The sequence below is a fragment of the Herbidospora sp. RD11066 genome (assembly GCF_054661255.1).
This window is the reverse complement of sequence record NZ_BAAGDO010000013.1, coordinates 56767-80671: the sequence shown is the minus strand read 5'-3', so window position 1 is coordinate 80671 and position 23905 is coordinate 56767. Positions and strand designations below refer to the sequence as shown.

The window sequence follows — 23905 nt, the reverse complement described above, 5'->3', positions numbered from 1 at the left end:
TCGCCCGCGCGAAATCCCCTTGATTCGCCTGCTCGCGTGGGGTTCGCGACGCGGGCGCTTTCGCTGGTCGGAGATCGCGGAGCCGGAGGAGGGGCCGCGCCGGGTGGCATCGGCACGGCCCCCTTTACCTGGAGGGCGATCTACGAGGCGTACACCTCGAGCTCGGACAGCTGGCCCGCGGGCCAGCCTGTGTTCCCCGTGAAGCGCAGGCGCACGTAGCGCTGCGACGACGCGGTGAAGGAGATCGTTACGGTGTTTCCTGTGGCCGGGTTGAAGGTGCGCCCCGAAGCCGCTGAAAGCGTGGAGAAGGTCGAGCCGTTGGTGCTGCCCTGGACCTCGATCGTCTGGGTCCGGGTCTGCCACGCCGTCGCCGGGGGCAGCTTCAGCACCACTCGCGCGACAGAGGTCGCCGCACCCAGGTCGACCTGGACCCACTGCGGGAACGCGTTGTTCGGTGACTCCCAGTAGGAGTTCGCGTTGCCGTCGACGACGTTGCCCGAGCCGTAGTTCTGGACATGGCCGCTCTCCGACGTCGGCTTTCCGGCCGCGAGGTTCACGTTCGGGGCCGTGTCGGTCGTCACGGTCACCGCGTTCGAGGCGGGGGAGAAGGCGTTCTGGCCGTCGTGGGCCCGGACCGTGAACGTGTAGGCGGTGCCGGGGGTCAGGCCGGTCACCGTGTGGGTGAGGCCGGTGGGCGAGGCGACCGGTTCGCCGTTCTGGAGCACCTGGTAGCCGGTGACGGCCACGTTGTCGGTCGAGGCCGTCCACGACAGCGACACGCTGGTGGCGGTCTTGCCGGTCGAGGTGAGGTTGCCCGGAGCGGTGGGCGGGGTGTTCTCGACCGCCTCGGCGGCGTACACCTCCAGTTCGGAGAGCTGCGCGGCGGGCCAGCCGGTGTTGCCGCTGATCGTCACCCGCACGTAGCGGGCGTTCAGCGAGGGGATCGGGATGGTCGCCTGGTTGCCGGTCGCGGCGTTGAAGGTGACCCCGATCGGGCCGGTGACGGTCGTCCAGGTCGAGCCGTTGGAACTGACCGCCAGGGTGAGCGTCTGCACCCGCGAACCCCACGCGGCGTTCGGCGGCAGCTTGAGCACGGCCCGGCCGAGCACCGACGCGGCGCCCAGGTCGACCTGGAGCCACTGCGGCAGCGCGCCCGAACTCTCCCAGTAGGTGGAGGCGTTCCCGTCGACCGCGTTCGCCGGCACGAAACCGTTGTTGGTGCTGCTGGCGCTGGCCGGCTTGTTCAGCGCCAGGTTGGTGTTGCCGCCCGGCGGCGGGCCTCCGTCGACGACCGGCTGGGTCGGCCGGGTCGGGGTCAGCGCGATCTGGCCCTTGAGCATCCGGCCGCCGTCGCCGGTCAGGCGCAGGTAGTAGTCGGAGGAGCAGAACGTGCCGTCCTCGTCGAGCGCCAGGATGCCCGACCCGGCCGGGATCCACGCCTGGGTCTCGGCCGTCTTCGCGATCTGGTTGCCCTCGTTGTACTCGTCGAACATCGAGATGTAGATGCCGTGGGAGCCCGCGCGGATGGTGTTGTAGAACATCCGCCACATGAAGTCGCCGTGCGACCGCGCCCTCGACTGGAGGTCGCCGGGCATGACGCAGGGCTGGTAGTCGATGCCGTTGGCGTTGCAGTCGGCGACGTCGGGCACGACGTTGTTGGCGTAGAAGCCGTCGAGGCCCGCGATGGTGTGGGTGCGGCCGACCATCCACGGCGAGATCATGTTGAAGGCGTGGTAGACCTCGCTGAACCCGGGCCGTGAGTCGTTGATGCCCTGCCGCCAGTAGGTGGGCACGCCGCCGATGACGTAGCAGCCCTGGGCCTTGAACCAGTTGATCACTTCGAGGCAGGGCGCCGGGGGGAAGGGCCGCCCGGGGTCGTTGAACCCGAAGCCCCAGATGCAGACGACCGGCTTGCCGTTCTGCTTCGCATAGGCGCTCGACGCGGTGTACGCCGACATCTTGGTCGTCCAGTCGGTCTTGATCTCCGACTGGAAATTGGTCCAGTTCGTGACGTCGTACATGATGTAGAACTTGCGGCCGTAGGCCTCGGCGGCCTGCCGCACCTTGACGGTGATGCCGTCGCGGATCGGGCCCTCGGCTCCGAAGGGGTTGAACCGCTGGAGGGCGGCGGTGTCGCAGTTGTAGTCGCGCATCCACTTGAAGTGGGTGTCGATCGTCTGCTGGTCCCAGGAGGAGAACAGGTTGGCCGTCTGGCCGTTGTTCAGGTTCTGGTAGAGCGTGGGGTACGTGCGCGTGTAGTCGCGGTTGTCCGGCCACGACACGATCGTCGTGTTCGACGGCGACGGGGGAACGGTGTTGTCCTGGCCGCTCCAGTGCCACCACCGGTCGATGGGGGAGCCGTCGCCCCGGCAGGCGAACCAGCCCTGGTAGCCGACGGTGATCTTGCCGACCACGTCACCGGGTGGGCTGGCCGCGAACGCCGGGCTGCTGGTCAGGTGGGTCGATGCCGCCGCGAGGGCGGACGCCGAGATGGCCGAGGCGAGGAAACTACGGCGCGAGACAGCCACGTCCGATGATCCTTTCTGGCAAGGACCGGGCGGACGCTACCCGGTAAGGGGGTGCCCTCATCCTGACAGAATCGGATCATCGGACGCAATAAGCCAGCAACATGCCCGCAAAAAACCTGCAACGCTAACCGACGCGAGCGGACACCGACGTGCTCTCGTTGTAGAGGCGGTCGAGCGAGGTCACCTGGTAGGCGCCGTTGGCGCGGGTGCGGAACGACGACTGGGTGGTCACCGCGACCAGCTCACACGAGTTGCCGGTGCCCCGGTAGACGGCGTAGGCCCGCGCTCCGGGCACGCCGGTCCAGGTCAGGGTGCCGCCCGCGTTGCGCAGGTTCTTGACCGGGCCGAGCGGCCTGGTCGGCAGGCCCTTGATCAGCGGCGGCAGCGCCGGGCGCTGGTAGTAGTCGTCGTCGATCCGGGTCATCACCTTCAGCGGGTTCTGCACGACCTGCTTGGCGCTGAAGTAGACGTCACCCTTGACCTCGGGGTAGCGCTTGTTCACCGCCAGGTGCGACGGGATCTCGTTGGGCCGGTTCCAGGCCCCGCCGGTGCCGATCTGGTAGAGCGCCTGCCCGATGTAGAGGTCGACGCCGCTGCCCTTGACCGCGTTGGCCCACCACGGCACCAGCACGTCGTAGTCGGCGGCCGAGAAGCCCCGGTACCAGTAGAGCTGCGGGGTCAGGTAGTCGACCGTGCCCGCCTTGATCCAGGCCTTCGGGTCGGCGTAGATCGCGTCGTAGGCCGACATGCCGGTGGTCTTGGACCCGGTCGGGTCGTTGCTCTTGTTGCGCCAGATGCCGAAGGGGCTGATGCCGAACTTCAGATAGGGCTTGGCCCGGTGGACGGCCTTGTCGACCTGCGCGACCAGCTGGTTGACGTTGGCGCGGCGCCAGTCGGCCAGTGACTTGCCGTTGCGGTATTTGTCGAACGCGGCGGTGTCGTTGAACTTCGTGCCCTGCCCCGGATAGGGGTAGAAGTAGTCGTCGAAGTGGACGCCGTCGATGTCGTAGCGGTTGACCACATCCATGATCACCTTGGTGACGTGGTCGCGTACCGACGGAAGCCCCGGGTTGTAGTAGAGGCGCCCCTCGTGCTTGACCACCCAGCCGGGGTGCTCCCGCGCCGGGTGGTTGGCCGGCAGCGACGAGATGTCGTCGGTGTAGGAGGCCCGATAGGGGTTGAACCAGGCGTGGAACTCCATGCCCCGCTTGTGCGCCTCGGCGATGAGGAACGGCAGCGGATCCCAGCCCGGGTCCTTGCCGGCCTTTCCGGTCAGGTATTGCGACCACGGCTCAAGCGACGACTTGTAGATGGCGTCGGAAGCCGGTCTGACCTGGAGGAACACCGCGTTGATCCCGCGGTCGGCGAACGTGTTGAGCATCTTGGTGTATTCGGCCCGCTGCTGCGCGGGCGACAGGCCCGCCTTCGACGGCCAGTCGATGTTCTGCGTCGTGGCGACCCAGGCGCCGCGCATCTGGCGCTGGGCGGCCGGGCAGACGTCCTTTTTTGCAGCGGTCACGTAACTGGCACGCTCCAACCCAGGCGTCGCCGTGGGTATGAGCAGGTAGGCGCCCGCCGATGCGGTCGCGGCCACGGCAACGGCGGCGATCAACTGTCGTTTCACTTGCCCTCCCCGAACGCGATGGCTGTCACAGTCTGGCATCGGCTTGGCAATGCTTCGCCCGGAAGACGAAATTGGTCTGCGGGGCGGAAGTGACAGCGCACAACGCGCGAGGAAATGCCCCGGCGCCGTTCAAGCGAAACGACCGGCGCCGGGAAACCCCTAATCAGCGGGGGTGGCGACTTTCTCCGCGAGATGAGACGGCAGAGGTTCATAGCGCAGGAAAGCGCGCGTGAACGTTCCGGTTCCGTGTGACATCGACCGTAGATCTATTGCGTACCGGGTGATTTCGAGCTCCGGCACCTCGGCCCGGACCAGCGTCCGGCCGACCCCCACGGGCTCGGTGCCCAGCACTCTCCCGCGCCGCGACGACAGGTCGCTCATGACGTTGCCGACGTAGTCGTCGTCGACCAGGACCGACACCTCGTCGACCGGTTCGAGCAGCAGCGCCGACACCTTCGCGGCGGCCTCCCGCAGGGCCAGGCCGCCCGCGACCTGGAACGCCATGTCGCTGGAGTCGACCGAGTGGGCCTTGCCGTCGTACAGGGTGACCCGGATGTCGACCATCGGGTAGCCGGCGACGACGCCGCGCTCCATCTGGGCGCGCACGCCCTTCTCCACCGACGGGATGAACTGGCGCGGCACCACCCCGCCGACGATCCTGTCGACGAACTCGAAGCCGGAGCCCGAGGGCAGCGGTTCGATCTCCAGGTGGCAGATGGCGTACTGGCCGTGGCCGCCGGTCTGCTTGACGTTGCGGCCCATGCCCTGGGCCTTACCGCCGAAGGTCTCGCGCAGCGGCACCCGCAGGTCGATCTTCTCGACCTCGACGCCGTGGCGTCGCGACAGCCGGTCGAGCAGCACGTCGGCGTGGGCCTCGCCCATGCACCACAGCACGAGCTGGCGGGTCTCGGCGTTGTTCTCCAGGCGCAGCGTCGGGTCTTCGGCGACGAGGCGGCCCAGCGCCTGGGAGAGCTTGTCCTCATCCGCCTTCGACCTGGCCTGGATGGCCACCGGCAGGAGCGGCTCGGGCATCCGCCAGGGCTCCATGACCAGCGGGTTGTCCTTCTCCGAGAGGGTGTCGCCGGTCTCGGCGTGGCCGAGCTTGGCCACCGCGACCACGTCGCCGGCCACGCACTTGGGCACCGGCCGCTGGGTCTTGCCGAGGGGCGAGGACAGCGCCCCGACGCGCTCGTCGACGTCGTGCTCGTGCTGGGGCACGTGCCCGGAGACGTGGACGGTCATGTCGGGCCGCAGGGTGCCGGAGAACACCCGGACCAGGCTGATGCGGCCCACGTAGGGGTCGCTCGTGGTCTTGACCACCTCGGCCACGAGGGGCCCGTCGGGGTCGCACCGACAGACCTTCATCGCCGCGCCGTCTATGGTCGAGACCTCCGGCAGCCGGTGCTCGGGCGGGCACGGGAAGCCCTGCGTGATCACTTCGAGCAGCTCGGGCATGCCCACGCCCGGCGCGGTCACCAGCACCGGGTGGAAACTGGCCCGCGCGACCGCCTTCTCCAGGTCGTCGATGAGGACCTTGGTGTCGATCTCCTCGCCGTCGAGATAGCGGTCCATGAGCGATTCGTCCTCGCTCTCCTGGATGATCCCCTCGATGAGATCGCCGCGGTACTGCTCGATCAGCATGACCTGGTCGGGAGTCGGTTCCTTTTCTGTACGATCTCCGCCCGAATAGTCGAACACGCGCTGCGACAGCAGCCCGATGACGCCCGTGCCGTCGACCGGCAGGTAGAGCGGCGCGACACCGTCGCCGAAGGCGTCCTGGCAGGCGGTGAGGACCTCGTCGAAGTCGGCCCGCTGGTGGTCGATCTTGGTGATCACGACCGCGCGCGGCATGCCCACGCTCGCGCACTCGTCCCAGAGCTGGCGGGTCAGCCCGTCGACCCCGTCGGTCGCCGCGACCACGAACAGCGCCGCGTCGGCGGCCCGCAGCCCGGCCCGCAGGTCACCGACGAAGTCGGCGTACCCGGGCGTGTCGAGCAGGTTGATCTTTATCCCGTTGTACGTCAGCGGCGCGAGCGCCAGGTTCACCGACCGCTGCTGGCGGACCTCGACCTCGTCGAAGTCGCTGACCGTGGTGCCGTCTTCGACCCTGCCCGTGCGCGGGATGGTGCCGGTCGCCGCGAGCAGCGCCTCCACCAGGGTCGTCTTACCGGATCCGGAGTGGCCGACGAGCACGACGTTGCGCACCATGTCCGGCTTGTCGGCCGATGGTGCCCTGCCCGCGGCTCCCGATGTCCCTCCGTTAGCCTTCTCCGCCACTTTCGCCTCCTGGTTGGAGGGGAGGCCGCAGGCCGCGCGAGCGACCGGCGGCCGCCCGGCCGCCTGTGTGACGCGCCCCCGCACCCGATAGGAAAGGCGCGTGTAACCCAGCCTTAACCGTTGTGGCCCAGATCACAAGAGCCTGGCTCGGAATGTCAGTACCGGCGGATGCCCTACGATCAGGACCGCCATGCTGAACGTTCTGCGTCCCGCCATGACCAGGCTGATGAGCCCGCTCGGCCGTTTCCTCGCGCGCCATGGCGTCACACCCAACATGATCACCGCGGTCGGCACTCTCGGCACGGTGGCCTCGTCCCTGTGGTTCTACCCACGGGGGCAACTCATCCTCGGCAGCTGGGTGATCACGTTCTTCGTGCTCGCCGACCTGCTCGACGGCATCCTGGCCCGGATGACCAAGGGCTCGACCTGGGGCGCCTTCCTCGACTCGACCCTCGACCGGGTCGCCGACGCGGGCGTCTTCTCCGGCCTGATCATCTATCTCGTCCTCGACGACCAGAAGGTCCTCGCCCTGGGCGGCCTGCTCTGCCTGGTCGGCGGCGCGGTCGTCTCCTACGCCAAGGCCCGGGCCGAAGGTCTGGGCATGACCGCCAATGTGGGGATCGCCGAGCGCGGAGAGCGATTGCTCGTCGTCCTCGTGGTGGTCTTCCTCGATGGATTGGGCGTGCCGTACGTTCTGGCTGTGGGTCTTTGGGGGCTGGCCGTCGCCAGCGTGATCACCGTGGGGCAGCGCATGCACGTCGTCTACAAGCAGGCGGTGGAGCATGACGCTCGCTGACCGGATCGTCGCGTCCGCCTACACGGTGGGCTGGGCGCTCGTCCGCTACGTCCCGGAGAAGGTGGCCGCGTCCGTCTTCCGGATGATCGCCGACGTCATGTGGCGGCGCCAGGGCAAGTCGGTGAAACGCCTGGAGTCGAACCTTCACCGGGTGACCGGCCGCGAGGGCGCGCCGCTCCGCGAGCTGTCCAAGGCGGGCCTGCGGTCCTACATGCGCTACTGGATGGAGATCTTCCGGCTGCCGAGCATGGACCCGGCGAACATCCACGCCCGCACCCGCGCGGTCGACGACCACAACATCTTCCAGCACCTCGACGCCGGTCGCGGGGTCGTGATCGCGCTGCCCCACATGGGCAACTGGGACGCCGCCGGCACCTGGATGGTGCAGAGCGGCCACCCGTTCACGACCGTCATGGAGCGCCTCAAGCCCGAGTCGCTGTTCGAGAGGTTCGTCGCCTTCCGCACCGCCATCGGCATGGAGGTGCTGCCGCTGACCGCCCAGGGAGGCGGCACCGCCCACGCCTTCGGCACCCTCGCCCAGCGCACCCGCGCCGGGAAGCTGGTGTGCCTGCCGGCCGACCGCGACCTGACCGACAGCGGGATCGAGGTCGACTTCTTCGGCTCCCGCACCCGCATGGCCGCCGGTCCCGCCCTGCTGGCGCTCCAGACCGGGGCGGCGCTGGTGCCGGTGACCCTGTGGTTCGACGGCCCCGACTGGGGTTTAGACGCTCATCCGGAAGTGCCCGTGCCGGCCGAGGGGACCCGGCAGGAGAAGGTCGCCGCGCTCACCCAGGGCATGGCGGCGGCCTTCGAGAAGGGCATCGCGGAGCACCCTGACGACTGGCACATGCTGCAGCGGCTCTGGCTCGACGACCTGGAACCCCGCTCGTGAGGATCGGGATCGTCTGCCCGTACATGTGGGATGTGCCGGGCGGCGTCCAGGCGCACGTGCGTGACCTTGCCGAGGCGCTGATCGACGACGGGCACCGGGTCTCGGTCATGGCCCCGGCCGGTGACGACGCGCCGCTGCCCGCCTACGTGGTGTCGGCCGGGCGGGCCGTGCCGGTGCCCTACAACGGGTCGGTGGCCCGGCTGACCTTCGGGTTCCTGTCGGCCAACCGGGTCCGCAAGTGGATCCGCGAGGGGCGCTTCGACGTGCTCCACGTCCACGAGCCCGCGGTGCCGTCCGTCGGGCTGCTGGCCTGCTGGGTCGCGCGGGGGCCGATCGTGGCGACCTTCCACGCCTCGTACGAACGCTCGCGGGCCGTCACGGTGACCGCGCCCGTCCTCAACACCGCCCTGGAGAAGATCACCGGCCGGATCGCCGTCTCCGACGCCGCCCGCAAGACCCTGGTCGAGCATCTGGGCGGCGACGCCGTGCTGATCCCCAACGGCGTCACGGTCGACCGCTACGCCGAGGCCGAACCGCTGCCCGGCTGGGGCCCCGACGGCACGGTTCTGGGCTTCCTCGGCCGGATGGACGAACCCCGCAAGGGGCTCAACGTCCTGCTGGAGGCGTTCGTGAAGCTGGCGCCCGAACGGCCCGACGTGCGGCTGCTGATCGCGGGGCCGGGCGACGCCGACGACGTCTACGCCAAGGTCCCCAAGAAGCTCCACGACCGGGTGGGCCTGCTCGGCATGGTCAGCGAGGCCGACAAGATCCGCGCCTACCACTCGGTCGACGTCTTCGTCGCGCCCAACCTGGGCGGCGAGAGCTTCGGCATCGTGCTGACCGAGGCCATGTCGGCGGGCGCGACCATCCTGGCCAGCGACATCCCCGCCTTCCGCAAGGTGCTGGGCGACGGCCAGGCCGGGGCGCTGTTCACCACCGGCGACCCCGCCGCGCTGGCCCGCGAGGCGGCCCGGCTGCTCGACGACCCGGAACGCCGGGCCAAATACTCCGACGAGGCCCGCATCGCGGTCCGCAAATACGACTGGTCGACCGTGGCCCGCGACGTCCTGCGGGTCTACGAGACCGTCACGGGCGGCCCCGTCGGCGTGGAGGACGAGTGAACACGACCGTCATCCTGGTCGTCGGCGTGGTGATCGTGCTGACGGCCGTCTACATCTCGTGGCGGGCCGGGCGGCTCGACCGGCTGCACATCCGGCTGGAGACCGCCCACGCCGCCCTCGACGCCGCCCTGCTCCGGCGGGCCGCGGTCAGCCTGGAGCTGGCGGGCTCGCGGCTGCTCGACCCGGCCACGTCGCTGGTGCTCGCGGCGGCGGCCCACGAAGCCCGTACGGCCGGGCCCGACGAGCGCGAGCACGCCGAGAGCGACCTGTCCCGCAGCCTGCGGGCCGTCGTCGACCAGGAGACCTTCGCCGAGAAGGTGCAGGCCCCCGAGCTGCTGGCCGAGCTCGGCGAGGCGGTGGCCAAGGTCGTCTACTCGCGGCGGTTCTACAACAACGCGGTCGACGTCACCCGCATCGCGCAGCGCCGGTTCCTGGCCCGGGTGCTGCGGCTGGCCGGGCACACGCCCTACCCCGATTTCTTCGACATCGACGACGATCCGCCCAAAGCCATGGCGGGTGCCTGACCGACTTGACGGACTCTGACCGATTTACCAGCTAGCGCCGGTAAGCTAGCGCCGATTTTTCGGGACTCGGGAGGAGTTGTCCGTGCGGGCATATCGGGTAGGCGTCGTCATGCTCGCTGCGGGAACGCTGCTGACCGGGGCCGCGTGCTCGTCGGGGGGAGACGGCGGCAGCCCCGGCACCCAGCCACAGGCCGCCGAGGACGTCGCGGCGTCGGCCTCACCGAGCAAGCCGCCGGAGCACCCGTTCACCGGGATGCCGGTCGCCTCCCGCAAGCCGGTGCTCGCCGTGAAGATCGAGAACACCCACTCGGGCAAGCCGCAGATCGGCGTGAAGTCCGCCGACATCGTCTACGTGGAGCAGGTCGAGGGCGGCCTGACCCGGTTGATGGCGATCTTCTCCTCGAAGCTGCCCAAGGAGGTCGGCCCGGTCCGCTCGGCCCGCATCTCCGACCTGCACATCCTGCCGATGTTCGGCAAACCCGCCCTGGCCTACTCGGGCGTGCAGACCAAGATGATCCCGTACGTCCAGAGGGCCTCCCTGGTCGACGTGTCCGACAGCTCCGCGCCGGGCGCCTACTTCCGCTACCCGGGCCGCGTCGCCCCCTACAACCTGGTCGCCAAGCCCGCCCAGCTGCTCAAGCAGGCCAAGGCCACCAAGGCGGGCGACATCGGGTTCACCTTCTCCGACGAGGCACCGGCGGGCGGCACGCCGAAGAAGCAGTTCACGGTCAAGTACCCGGCGGCGACCTTCACCTTCCAGTGGGCCCCGAACGCCAAGAAGTGGGCCGTCATCCAGGACGGCGCGAAGGACACCGCCGCCGAGGGCGGGGCGATCGCCCCCTCGACCGTGGTCGTCCAGTACACCAAGACCGAACGCTCGGAGTTCCACGACTTCACCGGCTCCTACACCCCGCTGATCCACTCCACCGGCAAGGGCAACGGCATCGTGCTGCGCGACGGCCAGGCCTTCAAGGTCAAGTGGGAGCGCCCGACCGAGGAGGACGGCACGAAGTTCACGCTGGCCGACGGCACCCCGATGCCGTTCGCCCGGGGACAGGTCTGGGTCGTGCTCGCGTCCAAGGTTCCGATCGCCCCGTAGATGTGCCGTAGACACTCTGTCCGGTATCGACATGCATTCGGTACGAAATGGACTGTCGTTTTGGTTCGCTGGAAGCGCCTAACATAGAACCAATTCATATGTCCCCTCGAGTGAGGTATCGCCGTGTCCAGCCCTGAAACGACCCCGTCCGTCGGCACCGCGCGCGTGAAGCGCGGCATGGCCGAAATGCTCAAGGGCGGCGTGATCATGGACGTTGTCACCGCCGAGCAGGCGAAGATCGCCGAAGACGCCGGAGCGGTCGCGGTCATGGCCCTGGAACGGGTGCCCGCCGACATCCGCGCGCAGGGCGGCGTGTCCCGGATGAGCGACCCCGACATGATCGACGGCATCATCGAGGCCGTCTCCATCCCCGTCATGGCCAAGGCCCGCATCGGCCACTTCACCGAGGCGGCCGTCCTCCAGGCCCTCGGCGTCGACTACGTCGACGAGTCCGAGGTGCTCACCCCCGCCGACTACGCCAACCACATCGACAAGTGGCGCTTCACCGTGCCCTTCGTCTGTGGCGCCACCAACCTGGGCGAGGCGCTGCGCCGCATCACCGAGGGCGCGGCCATGATCCGCTCCAAGGGCGAGGCCGGCACCGGCGACGTCTCCAACGCCGTCACCCACATGCGCACCATCCGCGGCGAGCTCAAGCGCCTGTCGTCGCTGCCCGAAGACGAGCTCTACGTCGCGGCCAAGGAGCTCCAGGCCCCCTACGAGCTGGTCGCCGAGGTCGCCCGCGAGGGCAAGCTGCCGGTCGTGCTGTTCACCGCGGGCGGCATCGCCACCCCGGCCGACGCCGCGATGATGATGCAGCTCGGTGCCGAGGGCGTGTTCGTCGGCTCCGGCATCTTCAAGTCGGGCAACCCCGCCCAGCGCGCCGCCGCGATCGTCAAGGCCACCACCTTCTACGACGACCCCGACGTCATCGCCAAGGTCTCGCGCGGCCTCGGCGAGGCCATGGTCGGCATCAACGTCGACGACATCCCGGTGCCCCACCGCCTCGCCGAGCGCGGCTGGTGAGCACACCCACGATCGGCGTGCTCGCGCTTCAGGGCGACGTCCGCGAGCACGCCCGTTCTCTGGTGGAGTCGGGCGCCGTGGCGGTGGCGGTCCGCCGTCCCGAGGAGCTCGACCAGGTCGACGCCCTGGTCATCCCCGGTGGCGAGTCGACCACGATGTGGAAGCTCGCGGTGGCGTTCGAGATGTTCGACCCCATCCAGCAGCGGATCAAGGCGGGCATGCCCGCCTACGGGTCGTGCGCCGGAATGATCATGCTGGCCGACCGCATCGAGGGCGGCATCGAGGGCCAGCAGACCCTCGGCGGCCTCGACATGGTGGTGCGCCGCAACGCGTTCGGGCGCCAGGTCGACTCGTTCGAGTACGATCTGGACCTCCCGGGGATTCAGGGCTTCCGGGCGATCTTCATCCGCGCACCCTGGGTCGACTCCGTCGGAAACGATGTCGAAGTGCTGGCCCGCGCCGGGGATAGGATCGTCGCGGTCCGCCAAGGCCCCCTGCTCGCCACCTCGTTCCACCCGGAACTGACCGGCGACGCGCGGGTCCATTCGTATTTCGTTGAGATGGTAAGGGAGCTCTAGCCGATGTCCGGCCACTCCAAATGGGCGACGACGAAGCACAAGAAGGCCGCGCTCGACGCCAAGCGCGGGAAGCTGTTCGCGAAGCTCATCAAGAACATCGAAGTGGCGGCCAGGACCGGTGGCCCCGATCCTGATGGCAATCCGACCCTCTTCGACGCCATCACCAAGGCGCGCAAGAGCTCGGTGCCGGTCGACAACATCGAGCGCGCCCGCAAGCGCGGCGGCGGCCTGGAGGCCGGTGGCGCCGACTGGCAGACGATCATGTACGAGGGCTACGGCCCCAGCGGCGTCGCCCTGCTCATCGAGTGCCTCACCGACAACCGCAACCGCGCGGCGTCCGAGGTCCGGGTCGCGCTGACCCGCAACGGCGGCTCGCTGGCCGACCCCGGTTCGGTCTCCTACATGTTCAACCGCAAGGGCGTCATCATCGTGCCCAAGCTGGTGTCGGAGACCAAGGCCGGCCGGGTCGAGCTGACCGAAGACCAGGTCCTCGAAGTGGTCCTGGAGGCCGGCGCCGAAGAGGTCAACGACCTCGACGAGTCGTTCGAGATCGTGACCGAGGCCAGCGACCTGGTGATCGTCCGCAAGGCGCTCCAGGAGGCCGGCATCGACTACGACTCGGCCGACAGCAGCTTCATGCCGACGCTCAACGTGCCGGTCGACGAAGAGGCCGCGCGCAAGGTCTTCAAGCTGATCGACGCGCTCGAAGACAGCGACGACGTGCAGAACGTCTGGGCCAACGCCGACGTCTCCGACGAGATCCTGGCCAAGCTCGACGCCTAGATCTGTCCGGTTTGCGCGGTTCTGTAAGGCCTGCGTAGGTTGTGGTCCCGTGGACATCCGTGATCTCGGCGAAGACGATCTCGACGCGGTTCTCGACAACCGCAAGCGGGCCTTCGGGCCACTCTCGGCGGGCGACGCCGCGATGTGGCGCCGGATGGTCACCCCGTTGACGGCCCAGGGTCGCTACCTGGGTGTCTTCGACGGTGCCCGGCTGGTCGCCACCGCGCGGATCAATCCCTACACGCAGTGGTGGCACGGCCGCCCGCAGCCCATGGGCGGCGTGGCCGGCGTCACCGTCGCACCCGAAGACCGGGGCCGGGGCGTCGGCCGCCTGGTGATGAGCGCCGCGCTGAACCGGTGCGCCGACCTCGGCAACGCCGTCTCGGTGCTCTATCCGGCGACCACGCCGATCTACCGGAGCATGGGCTGGGAACACGCCGGTACCCGCTCGATCGCCACGCTGCCGACCGAGCTCCTGCGCACCGTCGCCCCCGGCGAACCGGTGAAACTGCGCCGCATGGGCGCGGGCGACGCCGACGAGCTCGTGGCCCTGATCGGCCGCCTCCACGCCGCCTCCCGCGCCTCGGGCCCGCTCTGCTACGAGCCGGACACCTGGCGCGTCTGGCTCGCCGATGACGACGACTTCTGCTACCTCGCCGACGACGGCTTCGTGATCTACCGCTGGTCGGGCGGCGACATCGAGGTCGACAACCTCGTCGCCGCCTCGGAATCGACCGCCCGCGCCCTGTGGGGCCTGGTCGGCACCTCGTCGTCGGTGGCCAAGCAGGTCACCGCCACCATCGCGCCCGACGACCCGATCCTGTGGCTGCTCCGCGAGCGCTCGAAGGACGTCATCGACTCCACCCGCTGGATGTTCCGCCTCGTCGACGCGGCCGACGCCGTCGCCCGCCGCGGCTACTCACCGGCGGTGACCGCTTCGGTCCCCTTCACGCTGACCGACCGGGCCCGCCCCTCGAACGACGGCGCCTGGCACCTGGAGGTCTCCGGCGGCGCGGGCACCCTGGTCCGGGGTGCGCAGGGCGGCCCGGCCCTCACGATCAACGCTCTCTCGGCCCTGTACGCCGGTGTCCCCGCGACCACTCTTCGCATGTCGGGCGGCCTGACCGGACCCGCGGAGTTCGACGACGCGTTGGACGCCGTGTTCGCCGCGAAGCCGTACCTGCTCGACTACTTCTAGTGTAAGATCGCCGAACACATGTTCGGAGCGGAGGGGGTCGCCGGTGCGGGTGCTGGGAGTCGACCCCGGGCTCACGCGCTGCGGCGTCGGCGTCGTCGAGGGCCGCCCCGGGGCGCCCGTCCGCCTGGTGGCCGTCGGCGTGATCCGCACTCCCGCAGACGACGACATCGGCGCCCGCCTGGTGGCGATCGAACGCGGCCTGGAGAGGTGGCTCGACGAGACCGCGCCCGACTCGGTCGCAGTGGAGCGGGTGTTCGCGCAGCACAACGTCCGGACCGTCATGGGCACCGCCCAGTCGGCCGCCCTCGCCATCCTCTGCGCCGCCCGCCGTGGCCTGCCGGTGGCGCTGCACACCCCCTCCGAGGTCAAGGCGGCGGTGACGGGCAGCGGCACCGCCGACAAGAAGCAGGTCGGCACCATGGTCACCCGCATCCTCCGCCTCGACGCCATGCCCAAACCCGCCGACGCCGCCGACGCCCTGGCCCTGGCGATCTGCCACGTGTGGCGCGGCGGCATGCAGAACCGGCTGGCCACGGCGGTCGCCACGGCCAAGGGCGAACGGGGCCCCCGGTGAGCTCGGCCCGATCGAGCGCCACGCCTCGACGATCCAGGGGCCGGTCCTCGCGATCGATCGGCACATCCCCCATGACGCGGCGGCATGCAGAATCGGCTGGCCACGGCGGTCGCCACGGCCAAGGGCGAACGGGGCCTCCGATGAGCTTCCGGGCGAGGGCCACGCCTCAACGATCCAGGGGCCCGGTCCCCGCGATCGATCGGCACATCCCCGTGACGCGGCGACGTGCCGGGCGCGCCTCCGTGAGGGGGCGGCGGGCGGATGGGCTTACCTCAGTGGTTCGTGGGCGCGTCTCCGTGAAGGGGGCGTGCGTCCGGGTGGCTGGCGGGTTTGGCTCTGTGGCCGGTGGGCGCATCTGCGTGAGGTGGCGGCGGGCGCGGGTGGCCGGCGGGCTTGCTTCTGCGGTTGGTGGGTGCGTCTGCGTGATGCGGTGGCCCGCTCGGATGGTCGGCGGGCCTGCCTTCGTGGTCGGTGGGCGCGCCTCCGTGAGGGGGCCGTGGGGTCGCTGCATGCTTGCGGGTCGTCGGGCAGGGTTCGTGTCGTGTGGCTCTAGGAGTTTCTGATGATCGCCTCGGTGTCCGGTCTGGTCACCGCTCTCGCTCCCGACGCCGCCGTGGTCGAGGTGGGCGGGGTGGGGGTTCTCGTCCACTGCACTCCGGGGACTCTCGGGTTGCTGCGCGTGGGGGAGGGGGCCAGGCTGTCGACCTCGCTCGTGGTGCGGGAAGAATCGCTGACCCTCTACGGGTTCGCCTCCGACGACGAGCGGGTGGTGTTCGAGATGCTGCAGACCGCCAGTGGCATCGGGCCCCGCATCGCGCTGGCGATGCTCGCCGTGCACTCGCCCAACGCCCTGCGCGTCGCGGTCGCCTCGGGTGATCTCAAGGCGCTCACGATGGTGCCGGGGATCGGGCAGAAGGGCGCGCAGCGGATCGTCCTGGAGCTCAAGGGCAAGCTCGGCACGCCCGAGGAGGTCGTCAACGCCGCGATCAACGGGCCCGCCCGGGAATCGGTGTGGCGGGAGCAGGTCCACTCGGGGCTCGTCGGGCTCGGCTACTCGGCCCGCGACGCCGACGACGCGCTCGCCGTCGTGACCCCCGACGCCGAGGCCGAACTGGCCGCCGGGCGCCAGCCTCAGCTCGCGCCTCTGCTGAAAGCCGCCCTGCGGGCGCTGAGCGTGCGATGAACGATTCATTTCCGGGGGCCCCCGACCCGTCCTTTCCCGGCCCATTCGACGGCTCTATTCCTGTTTCACGCCCTCGATCCTCCAGCGGTGCGTCAGATGGCACCTTGGGCGGATTTCCGGATGGCTCGTCGAGGGATTTCCCCGGCGGTCCTTCCGATGGCAATAGCGGGCTTTCCGGAGGCTCCTACGGTGGGCTTTCCGGCGGGTCCTCGGCGGGCTCTCACGGCGGGCTTTCCGATGGCTCCTACGAGGTCGAGATCGTGGGGCATTTCGAGCGGGAGCTCGTTTCCGGTGACCCGGTGGGGGACGAACGGCTGATCGAGGCGGCCCTCCGGCCCAAAAGGCTTTCCGAGTTCATCGGGCAGCCTCGGGTGCGTGAACAGCTCTCCCTCGTGCTGGAGAGCGCGCTGCGGCGGAACCGGCCGCCCGATCACGTGCTGATGAGCGGGCCCCCCGGGCTCGGCAAGACGACGCTGTCCATGATCATCGCGGCGGAGCTGGGCGCGCCGCTCCGGGTCACCTCCGGGCCCGCGCTGGAGCGGGCGGGCGATCTGGCCGCGATCCTGTCCACGCTCACCGACGGTGAAGTGCTGTTCATCGACGAGATCCACCGCATGGCCCGCCCCGCCGAGGAGATGCTCTACCTCGCGATGGAGGACTTCCGGGTCGACATCGTCGTCGGCAAGGGGCCCGGCGCGACCGCGATCCCGCTCGACGTCGCGCCGTTCACCCTGGTCGGGGCCACCACCAGGGCGGGCCTGCTCCCGGCGCCGCTGCGCGACCGGTTCGGGTTCACCGCCCACATGGACTTCTACGACGAGGCCGAGCTCGAGACCGTGCTCCGCCGGTCGGCCCGGCTGCTCAACGTCGACCTGCCCGACGAGGGGGCCGCCGAGATCGCCGGCCGGTCGCGGGGCACTCCTCGTATCGCCAACCGGCTACTGCGGCGGGTGCGCGACTTCGCCGAGATCAGGGCCGACGGGCTGATCACCCGCGACATCGCCGCGGCCGCACTGAATCTTTACGAAGTCGACGCCGAGGGCCTCGACCGGCTCGACCGGGCCGTGCTGGGGGCGCTGCTGCGCAAGTTCGGCGGCGGTCCCGTCGGGCTGTCGACACTCGCCGTAGCCGTCGGGGAGGAACCCGAGACCGTCGAGGTCGTCGCCGAGCCGTTCCTCGTCCGGCAGGGGCTGCTGGCCAGAACCCCGCGCGGGCGGGTGGCCACGGCCGCCGCCTGGCTCCATCTGGGGCTCGTCCCGCCGCCCGACGCGTTCGGGGCCAACCTCTCCGTCGATAACCCACAGTGATGCCGGAAAGGGCCGTAGGGATCACGGAATGGTTGCAATAGGCGGTAAATCGGAACTTTCCCGCGCGGCGGATCGTGGGTTCGTTGCCGGGCTTCTGACAGCTCGCCTACACTGCGTGGCTTGGCTGGGTGGCTAGGCTCGCTGTGTAAGGTGACGTGCCGAGCGTGTGTCCCGGACCGGTGTCAAACCTTGTGTGACCTCCGGCGAATGGCCGGTCATCTCTTCAACGAAGGAGAGCCCCGTGGAAGGGCTTGCGCAGCTACTCCCGATCGTCCTGCTTTTCGTGGTCTTCTACTTCCTGCTCATCCGCCCGCAGCGGAAGAAGCAGCAGGAGGCGGTCGCGATGCAGAACTCGCTCACTGTGGGATCCCGCGTCATGACCACCACGGGTCTCTTCGGCACCGTGGTCGGTTTCGCCGACGACGATGTCATCCTCGAGGTGGCGCCCGGCGTCGAGACCCGGTGGGTCAAGGCGGCCATCGGCCGCGTCATCGTCGAAGACCACTCGGTCGACGACGAGCACGACACCGATGAGAAGACCGACGACGACAATGTCGCGGAAAGCCCGGAGACTGGAGACTCCAGCACCCGCAAGTCCTGAGTACCCTCATTGAAGACCCCTTGACGAAAGACTGACCACCAGTGGCCCCACCGACCAGCAGCCAGATCAAGCCGGGACGCACGCTCCTGCTTCTTTTGGCGATCATCGCCGCCATGGGCGCGGCCGTGGTCCTGCAGAACGCGTACATCCCGAAGTTCGGTCTCGACCTCGCGGGCGGCACGACTGTCACGCTCTCGCCCGTGACCCTCGACAACAAGGCACCCTCGCAAGAGAGCCTCGATCGGGCCGTCAACATCATCCGTGACCGCGTCAACGGGCAGGGCATCTCCGACGCCCAGGTCGCGAGGGCCAGTGACAACATCCTGATCCAGATCCCGGGTGCGGGGCACGACGAGGCGTTGAAGCTGGTGGCCACCACCGCCGAGCTCCGCTTCCGCCAGGTGCTCGCGGTCGCCTCGGCAGTGGAGCAGCCGGCCGCGCTGCCCAGCGACGCCGCCTCGCCGGCGCCGTCGGGCTCGCTTCCGGCGGTCACGCCGTCGGCCGCCGCCTCGCCCGCGGCCAGCCCGGCGGGCCGGGCCGTCTCGAAGGCCCTGCAGGCGCCCTCGCCGACTGCGAGCGCCGAGCCGACGGGTGGACAGAAGAACGGGAAGAAGGCCAACGCCGAGCCCAGCCCGGCCGCGTCGCCGCTCGTCACCACCCAGCCTTCGGCCGACCCCAACGCCCAGAGCAACGACCCGCTGGCGGGTCAGGATCTGTCGGGCATCGACCCGGCCGTCCTGCAGGCGTTCAAGGATCTGAAGTGCACCGCCAACAGCAAGGGCGCGGGCGCCATCGACGACCCGGCCAAGCAGTTCGTGGCGTGCGACGAGAGCGGCACCGCGAAGTACATCCTCGATGTCGCCGCCGTCCAGGGTTCGGAGATCAGCACCGCCTCGTCCGGCCTCCGGCAGGACACCGGTGAGTGGGTCGTCAACCTCGACTTCAAGAGCAAGGGCGCCACGCAGTGGTCCGAGCTCACCAACAAGGCCTTCACCAGCCAGCCGCCGCGCAACCAGATCGGCGCGGTCCTCGACGGCGTCGTCGTCACGGCTCCCGTCTCCAATGGCCGCATCACCGGCGGCAAGACCGAGATCTCCGGCAGCTTCAACTCGCAGACGGCGACCGACCTGGCCGACCAGCTCAAATACGGTGCGCTGCCCCTGAAGTTCCAGGTCAGCTCGACCGTCTCGGTCTCCTCGACCCTCGGCGCCGACCAGCTCCAGGGCGGTCTGATCGCGGGCGCCATCGGCCTCGTGATCGTCATGCTCTACCTGCTGCTCTACTACCGGGGCCTCGGCCTCGTCGGCATCGCGAGCCTCCTGGTCGCGACGATCGTCACCTACCTGTCGGTCGTGGTGCTCAGCGCCAACGCGGGCTTCCGCCTGTCGCTGCCCCACATCATCGGCTTGGTGGTATCGATCGGTATCACCGCCGACTCCTTCATCGTCTACTTCGAACGCATCCGAGACGAGATGAAGGAAGGCCGTCGCAGCCTGCGCACGGCCGTCGAGGTGGCCTGGAAGCGCGCCCGCCGCACGATCATCGTGGCCGACGCGGTCATGTTCATCGCGGCCCTGGTGCTCTTCTTCCTGGCCGTCGGCGACGTCGCCGGCTTCGCCTTCGCGATGGGCCTGACCACGGTCATCGACATCGTGGTGGTGTTCCTCTTCACCAAGCCGCTCATGTCGCAGGTGGCGCGCATGAAGTTCTTCGCCAAGGGCCACCCGTTGTCCGGCCTCGACGCCGAGCGCATGGCGCGCACCGAGTCGTCGTCCACCTCGACCCTCCAGGAGGCGTGATGGCAGCCAGCCTCGCGCGCCGCCTCTACCGCGGCGACATCGACATCGACTTCGTCGGCAAGCGCAAGCTCTGGTACGCCCTGTCGCTCACGCTGCTGATCGTCTCGATCGCCGGTCTGTTCATCAAGCCGCTCAACATGGGTGTCGAGTTCACCGGTGGTTCGGTGTTCGACTTCACCCGCACGCCCGGCTCGTCCATCGAGCAGGTGCGTGAGGTCGTCGGTGGGGCCGGTCCCCACCAGGTGATCGTGCAGGAGGCCGGGAAGAACTGGCGGGTGACCACCGAGAGCCTTCAGGGCGGCGAGGTCACCAAGGTCCAGCAGACCGTCGCCGGCAAGTACGGCCTCCAGCCCAACGACGTGAGCTCGCAGGTCATCGGGGCGACGTGGGGTGGTGAGGTCTCCAACAAGGCCTGGATCGGCCTCATCGTCTTCATGATCGCGATCATGCTCTACCTGAGCATGGCGTTCGAGTGGCGCATGGCGCTCGCGGCGGTCGTGGCGCTGATCCACGACCTCGTGATCACCGCCGGCGTCTACGCCTGGTCGGGCTTCGAGGTCACCCCGGCGACCATGCTGGGCTTCCTGACGATCCTCGGTTATTCGCTCTACGACGCGGTCGTCGTGTTCGATATGATCAAGGAAGTCACCACGCCGCTGAAGACGTCGGCGAAGATGACCTACACCCAGGCGGCCAACAACGCCCTCAGCCACACCCTGATCCGGTCGCTCAACACCTCGCTGGTGGCGATCCTGCCGGTGGCGGCGATCCTGTTCATCGGGACCACGCTGCTCGGCGCGGGTGTGCTGAAGGACCTGTCGCTGGCCCTGTTCGTCGGCATGATCGTCGGCACCTACTCCTCCCTGTGCGTGGCGACCCCGATCCTGGTGTCGCTGAAGGAGCGCGAACCGCAGTGGATCGCCCTCGCCAAGAGGGTGGCCCAGCGCGAGGCCTCCGAGGCCAAGCAGGCCTCCGCCAAGGAGAAGAAGGAACACGCCAAGAAGTAGCAAAATCGCTTAAACGCCCCGCGGGCACCCGGGAAGATCGGGAGCCCGCGGGGCGTTCGTGTGAGTAGCCATTAAAGTTGGCAGGTGACCGACTGGATCTCGCTGATCAGGGACATTCCCGACTACCCGCAGCCCGGCATCCTTTTCAAGGACATCACCCCCCTGCTGGCCGACCCGGCCGCGTTCACCAGCGTCGTCGACGACCTGGCCGAGGGGTTCTCCTTCGACAAGGTGGTCGGCATCGAGGCCAGGGGGTTCATCCTGGCCGCTCCCGTGGCCCTCAGGAGGGGCGCGGGATTTGTGCCGGTACGCAAGAAGGGCAAATTGCCCGCCGAAACGCTTGAGGCGTCCTACGATCTGGAATACGGCTCCGCGACGATCGAGGTCCACGCCGACGCGTTCGCCCCGGGCGAGCGGGTCCTGGTGGTCGACGACGTCCTCGCGACCGGCGGCACCGCTGCCGCCGCGGTCGACCTGGTGCGGCGCGCGGGCGCCGACGTGGTCGCCGTGACGTTCCTGATGGAGTTGTCCTTCCTTCCCGGTAGGGAGAGGCTGCCCGGCCTCGACGTCAGAGCCTTGGTTACCGTTTGACCTACACTGAGTGATCTGGACTCGAATGTGAGGAGTCTGAGTGCCCCGTGATGTGGCCCCCGGAAACGCGCCTGTGGAGACACCCGGCGTGCCGGTTCCCGACGCGCCCAACGAGACGGCGCCCCCGGAGAAGGGGCCGGTCGTCCGGCGCAGGCTGGGCCGGTTCGGCGGGCAGTGGGGCGCCATGAACCCCGTCCTCGAACCTCTCTTCAAGACGGTGCGGGCCACTCATCCCAAAGCCGACCTGCGGCTGATCGAGCGCGCCTACGAGACGGCGGCCTACCACCACCGCGACCAGAAGCGGAAGAGCGGCGACCCCTACATCACCCACCCGCTGGCCGTGGCGACGATCCTGGCCGAGCTGGGCACCGACGACGAGACCCTGTGCGCGGCGCTCCTCCACGACACCGTGGAGGACACCGCCTACGGCCTCGACGAACTGCGGGCCGACTTCGGCGAGAACATCGCCCTGCTGGTCGACGGCGTGACCAAGCTCGACAAGGTCAAGTTCGGCGACGCCGCCCAGGCCGAGACGGTCCGCAAGATGGTCGTGGCGATGAGCCGCGACATCCGTGTGCTGGTGATCAAGCTGGGCGACCGGCTCCACAACATGCGCACCATGCGTTACATGCCCGAGCACAAGCGGCAGCAGAAGTCGCGCGAGACGCTGGAGATCTTCGCGCCGCTGGCCCACCGCCTCGGCATGAACACGATCAAGTGGGAGCTGGAGGACCTCGCGTTCACCATGCTCTTCCCCAAGCGCTACGACGAGATCGCCCGCATGGTCTCCGAGCGGGCCCCGCGCCGCGACCTGTTCCTCCAGGAAGTGATCGAGAAGGTCCACACCGACCTGCGGGAGCAGAAGGTCCGGGCGACCGTGAAGGGCCGCCCGAAGCACTACTACTCGATCTACCAGAAGATGATCGCCAAGGGCGTCGCCTTCGACGACATCTACGACCTGGTGGGCATCCGCGTGCTGGTCGACACCGTCCGCGACTGCTATGCCGCGCTCGGAACGATCCACGCCAGGTGGAACCCGGTGCCCGGCCGGTTCAAAGATTACATAGCGATGCCCAAGTTCAACATGTACCAGTCGTTGCACACGACGGTCATCGGGCCCGAGGGCAAGCCGGTCGAGCTGCAGATCCGCACCCACGCGATGCACCACCGCGCCGAATACGGCGTCGCGGCCCACTGGAAGTACAAAGAGGAGATGGTCGGCCCCGGCACCGGGGGCAAGGTCAAAGACGTCAACGACATGGCGTGGCTGCGCCAGCTCCTCGACTGGCAGAAGGAGACCAGCGACCCGGGCGAGTTCCTCGAGTCGCTGCGCTTCGACCTGTCGGTCTCCGAGGTGTTCGTCTTCACCCCGCGCGGCCAGGTCATCGCGCTGCCCGACGGCGCCACCCCGGTCGACTTCGCCTACGCCGTCCACACCGAGGTCGGGCACCGATGTATCGGCGCGCGGGTCAACGGGCGGCTGGTGCCGCTGGAGTCGCGGCTGGGCAACGGCGACACGGTCGAGATCTTCACCTCGAAGTCGCCCGACGCCGGGCCGTCCCGCGACTGGCTGAAGTTCGTCAAGTCGGGCCGGGCCCGCAACAAGATCCGCCAGTGGTTCTCCAAGGAGCGCCGCGAGACCGCGATCGAGGCCGGTAAAGAGGCCATCGGGCGGGCGATGCGCAAGCAGGGCCTGCCGCTCCAGCGGCTCATGTCGGGGGAGGCGCTGCTCGCGCTGGCCCGTGATCTGCACTATCCCGACGTGTCGGCGCTCTACGCCGCCGTCGGCGAGGGTCACATCGCGGCCCAGACGGTGGTGCAGAAGCTCGTACAGGCCCTTGGAGGGGTGGAAGGGGCCGAAGAGGACATCGCCGAGGCGGCGTTGCCCACGCGGCTCAAGGGGAGTCCCAGGGCCGGCACCAACGCGGGTGTCATGGTGGCGGGCGACCCCGACGTGTGGGTCCGCCTGTCGCGCTGCTGCACGCCCGTGCCGGGCGACGACATCATCGGCTTCGTGACGCGGGGCCACGGCGTGTCGGTCCATCGGGTCGACTGCGCCAACGTGGGGCAGCTCAAGGAGCAGACCGAGCGGCTCGTCGAGGTGGCGTGGTCGCCGGGCGACGACTCGGTGTTCCTGGTGGCCATCCAGGTCGAGGCGCTCGACCGGCCGAGGCTGCTGTCCGACGTGACCCGCACGCTGTCGGACCACCACGTGAACATCCTGTCGGCGTCGGTGACGACCTCGCGCGACCGGGTCGCGGTCAGCAAGTTCACCTTCGAGATGGGCGACCCCAAGCACCTGGGCCACGTGCTCAAGGCCGTGCGCAACATCCCGGGCGTCTACGACGTCTACCGGGTGACCAGCGGCGCCTGACCTCCACGAGGTCAGGCGCCGCA

20 protein-coding genes are annotated in these 23905 nt (G+C 69.1%); 17 read left to right on the top strand and 3 right to left on the bottom strand.

What is annotated here, in order from left to right:
• Window positions 1-140: 140 nt before the first annotated feature.
• The 3 genes from ACYQ78_RS35520 to ACYQ78_RS35510 form a co-directional block, all read right to left on the bottom strand.
• On the bottom strand, window positions 141-2528 hold the full coding sequence (locus ACYQ78_RS35520; protein ID WP_459805357.1) for a discoidin domain-containing protein: 2388 nt from the start codon (window positions 2526-2528) through the stop codon (window positions 141-143).
• A 124-nt stretch (window positions 2529-2652) separates the two neighbouring features.
• Complete coding sequence (locus ACYQ78_RS35515; RefSeq protein WP_459805356.1) at window positions 2653-4152, bottom strand: glycoside hydrolase family 10 protein; 1500 nt, start codon at window positions 4150-4152, stop codon at window positions 2653-2655.
• A gap of 159 nt (window positions 4153-4311) precedes the next feature.
• A complete protein-coding gene (locus ACYQ78_RS35510) occupies window positions 4312-6429 on the bottom strand; it encodes an elongation factor G-like protein EF-G2 (RefSeq protein WP_459805355.1) in 2118 nt (705 codons plus the stop codon).
• 190 nt (window positions 6430-6619) lie between these two features.
• On the opposite strand from ACYQ78_RS35510, the gene pgsA reads away from it, so the two are divergent.
• From pgsA to ACYQ78_RS35425, 17 genes are all read left to right on the top strand, one after another.
• Window positions 6620-7225, top strand: coding sequence for a phosphatidylinositol phosphate synthase (gene pgsA / locus ACYQ78_RS35505; RefSeq protein ID WP_459805354.1), 606 nt, complete (start codon window positions 6620-6622; stop codon window positions 7223-7225).
• Window positions 7212-8117, top strand: coding sequence for a phosphatidylinositol mannoside acyltransferase (locus ACYQ78_RS35500; protein ID WP_459805353.1), 906 nt, complete (start codon window positions 7212-7214; stop codon window positions 8115-8117). Before pgsA ends, ACYQ78_RS35500 begins: the two co-directional genes overlap by 14 nt.
• Entirely contained in the window at window positions 8114-9238 is a 1125-nt protein-coding gene (locus tag ACYQ78_RS35495) for a glycosyltransferase family 4 protein (protein WP_459805352.1), read from the top strand. The genes ACYQ78_RS35500 and ACYQ78_RS35495 overlap by 4 nt, the downstream gene beginning before the upstream one ends.
• Entirely contained in the window at window positions 9235-9762 is a 528-nt protein-coding gene (locus ACYQ78_RS35490; RefSeq protein WP_459805351.1) for a hypothetical protein, read from the top strand. Before ACYQ78_RS35495 ends, ACYQ78_RS35490 begins: the two co-directional genes overlap by 4 nt.
• An 82-nt stretch (window positions 9763-9844) precedes the next feature.
• The gene (locus ACYQ78_RS35485; protein WP_459805350.1) at window positions 9845-10861 is read left to right on the top strand and encodes a DUF3048 domain-containing protein; all 1017 of its coding nucleotides are present in this window, start codon (window positions 9845-9847) and stop codon (window positions 10859-10861) included.
• Between the two features lie 117 nt (window positions 10862-10978).
• On the top strand, window positions 10979-11887 hold the full coding sequence (pdxS, locus tag ACYQ78_RS35480; protein ID WP_459805466.1) for a pyridoxal 5'-phosphate synthase lyase subunit PdxS: 909 nt from the start codon (window positions 10979-10981) through the stop codon (window positions 11885-11887).
• Window positions 11881-12465, top strand: a complete 585-nt coding sequence (gene pdxT / locus ACYQ78_RS35475) for a pyridoxal 5'-phosphate synthase glutaminase subunit PdxT (protein WP_459805465.1) — start codon at window positions 11881-11883, stop codon at window positions 12463-12465. The genes pdxS and pdxT overlap by 7 nt, the downstream gene beginning before the upstream one ends.
• A 3-nt stretch (window positions 12466-12468) precedes the next feature.
• Entirely contained in the window at window positions 12469-13248 is a 780-nt protein-coding gene (locus tag ACYQ78_RS35470; protein ID WP_459805349.1) for a YebC/PmpR family DNA-binding transcriptional regulator, read from the top strand.
• 49 nt (window positions 13249-13297) lie between these two features.
• Entirely contained in the window at window positions 13298-14446 is a 1149-nt protein-coding gene (locus ACYQ78_RS35465; RefSeq protein ID WP_459805348.1) for a GNAT family N-acetyltransferase, read from the top strand.
• 43 nt (window positions 14447-14489) lie between these two features.
• Window positions 14490-15020: a crossover junction endodeoxyribonuclease RuvC gene (gene ruvC, locus ACYQ78_RS35460; protein WP_459805347.1), complete on the top strand. Its 531-nt coding sequence runs from the start codon at window positions 14490-14492 to the stop codon at window positions 15018-15020.
• Between the two features lie 562 nt (window positions 15021-15582).
• Window positions 15583-16203, top strand: a complete 621-nt coding sequence (ruvA, locus tag ACYQ78_RS35455) for a Holliday junction branch migration protein RuvA (protein ID WP_459805346.1) — start codon at window positions 15583-15585, stop codon at window positions 16201-16203.
• A 260-nt stretch (window positions 16204-16463) separates the two neighbouring features.
• Window positions 16464-17510, top strand: a complete 1047-nt coding sequence (gene ruvB / locus ACYQ78_RS35450) for a Holliday junction branch migration DNA helicase RuvB (protein WP_459805345.1) — start codon at window positions 16464-16466, stop codon at window positions 17508-17510.
• Window positions 17511-17751: 241 nt separating this feature from the next.
• On the top strand, window positions 17752-18111 hold the full coding sequence (gene yajC / locus ACYQ78_RS35445) for a preprotein translocase subunit YajC (RefSeq protein WP_459805344.1): 360 nt from the start codon (window positions 17752-17754) through the stop codon (window positions 18109-18111).
• 41 nt (window positions 18112-18152) lie between these two features.
• The gene (secD, locus tag ACYQ78_RS35440; protein WP_459805343.1) at window positions 18153-19910 is read left to right on the top strand and encodes a protein translocase subunit SecD; all 1758 of its coding nucleotides are present in this window, start codon (window positions 18153-18155) and stop codon (window positions 19908-19910) included.
• Window positions 19910-20917 carry a protein translocase subunit SecF gene (gene secF, locus ACYQ78_RS35435; RefSeq protein WP_459805342.1) on the top strand — a complete coding sequence of 336 codons (1008 nt, stop codon included), beginning with the start codon at window positions 19910-19912 and terminating at the stop codon, window positions 20915-20917. The genes secD and secF overlap by 1 nt, the downstream gene beginning before the upstream one ends.
• 84 nt (window positions 20918-21001) lie before the next feature.
• Window positions 21002-21508 (top strand): adenine phosphoribosyltransferase, encoded by a 507-nt coding sequence (locus ACYQ78_RS35430; RefSeq protein ID WP_459805341.1) that lies wholly within the window; start codon window positions 21002-21004, stop codon window positions 21506-21508.
• A 184-nt stretch (window positions 21509-21692) separates the two neighbouring features.
• On the top strand, window positions 21693-23882 hold the full coding sequence (locus ACYQ78_RS35425; protein WP_459805464.1) for a RelA/SpoT family protein: 2190 nt from the start codon (window positions 21693-21695) through the stop codon (window positions 23880-23882).
• Window positions 23883-23905 lie beyond the last annotated feature (23 nt).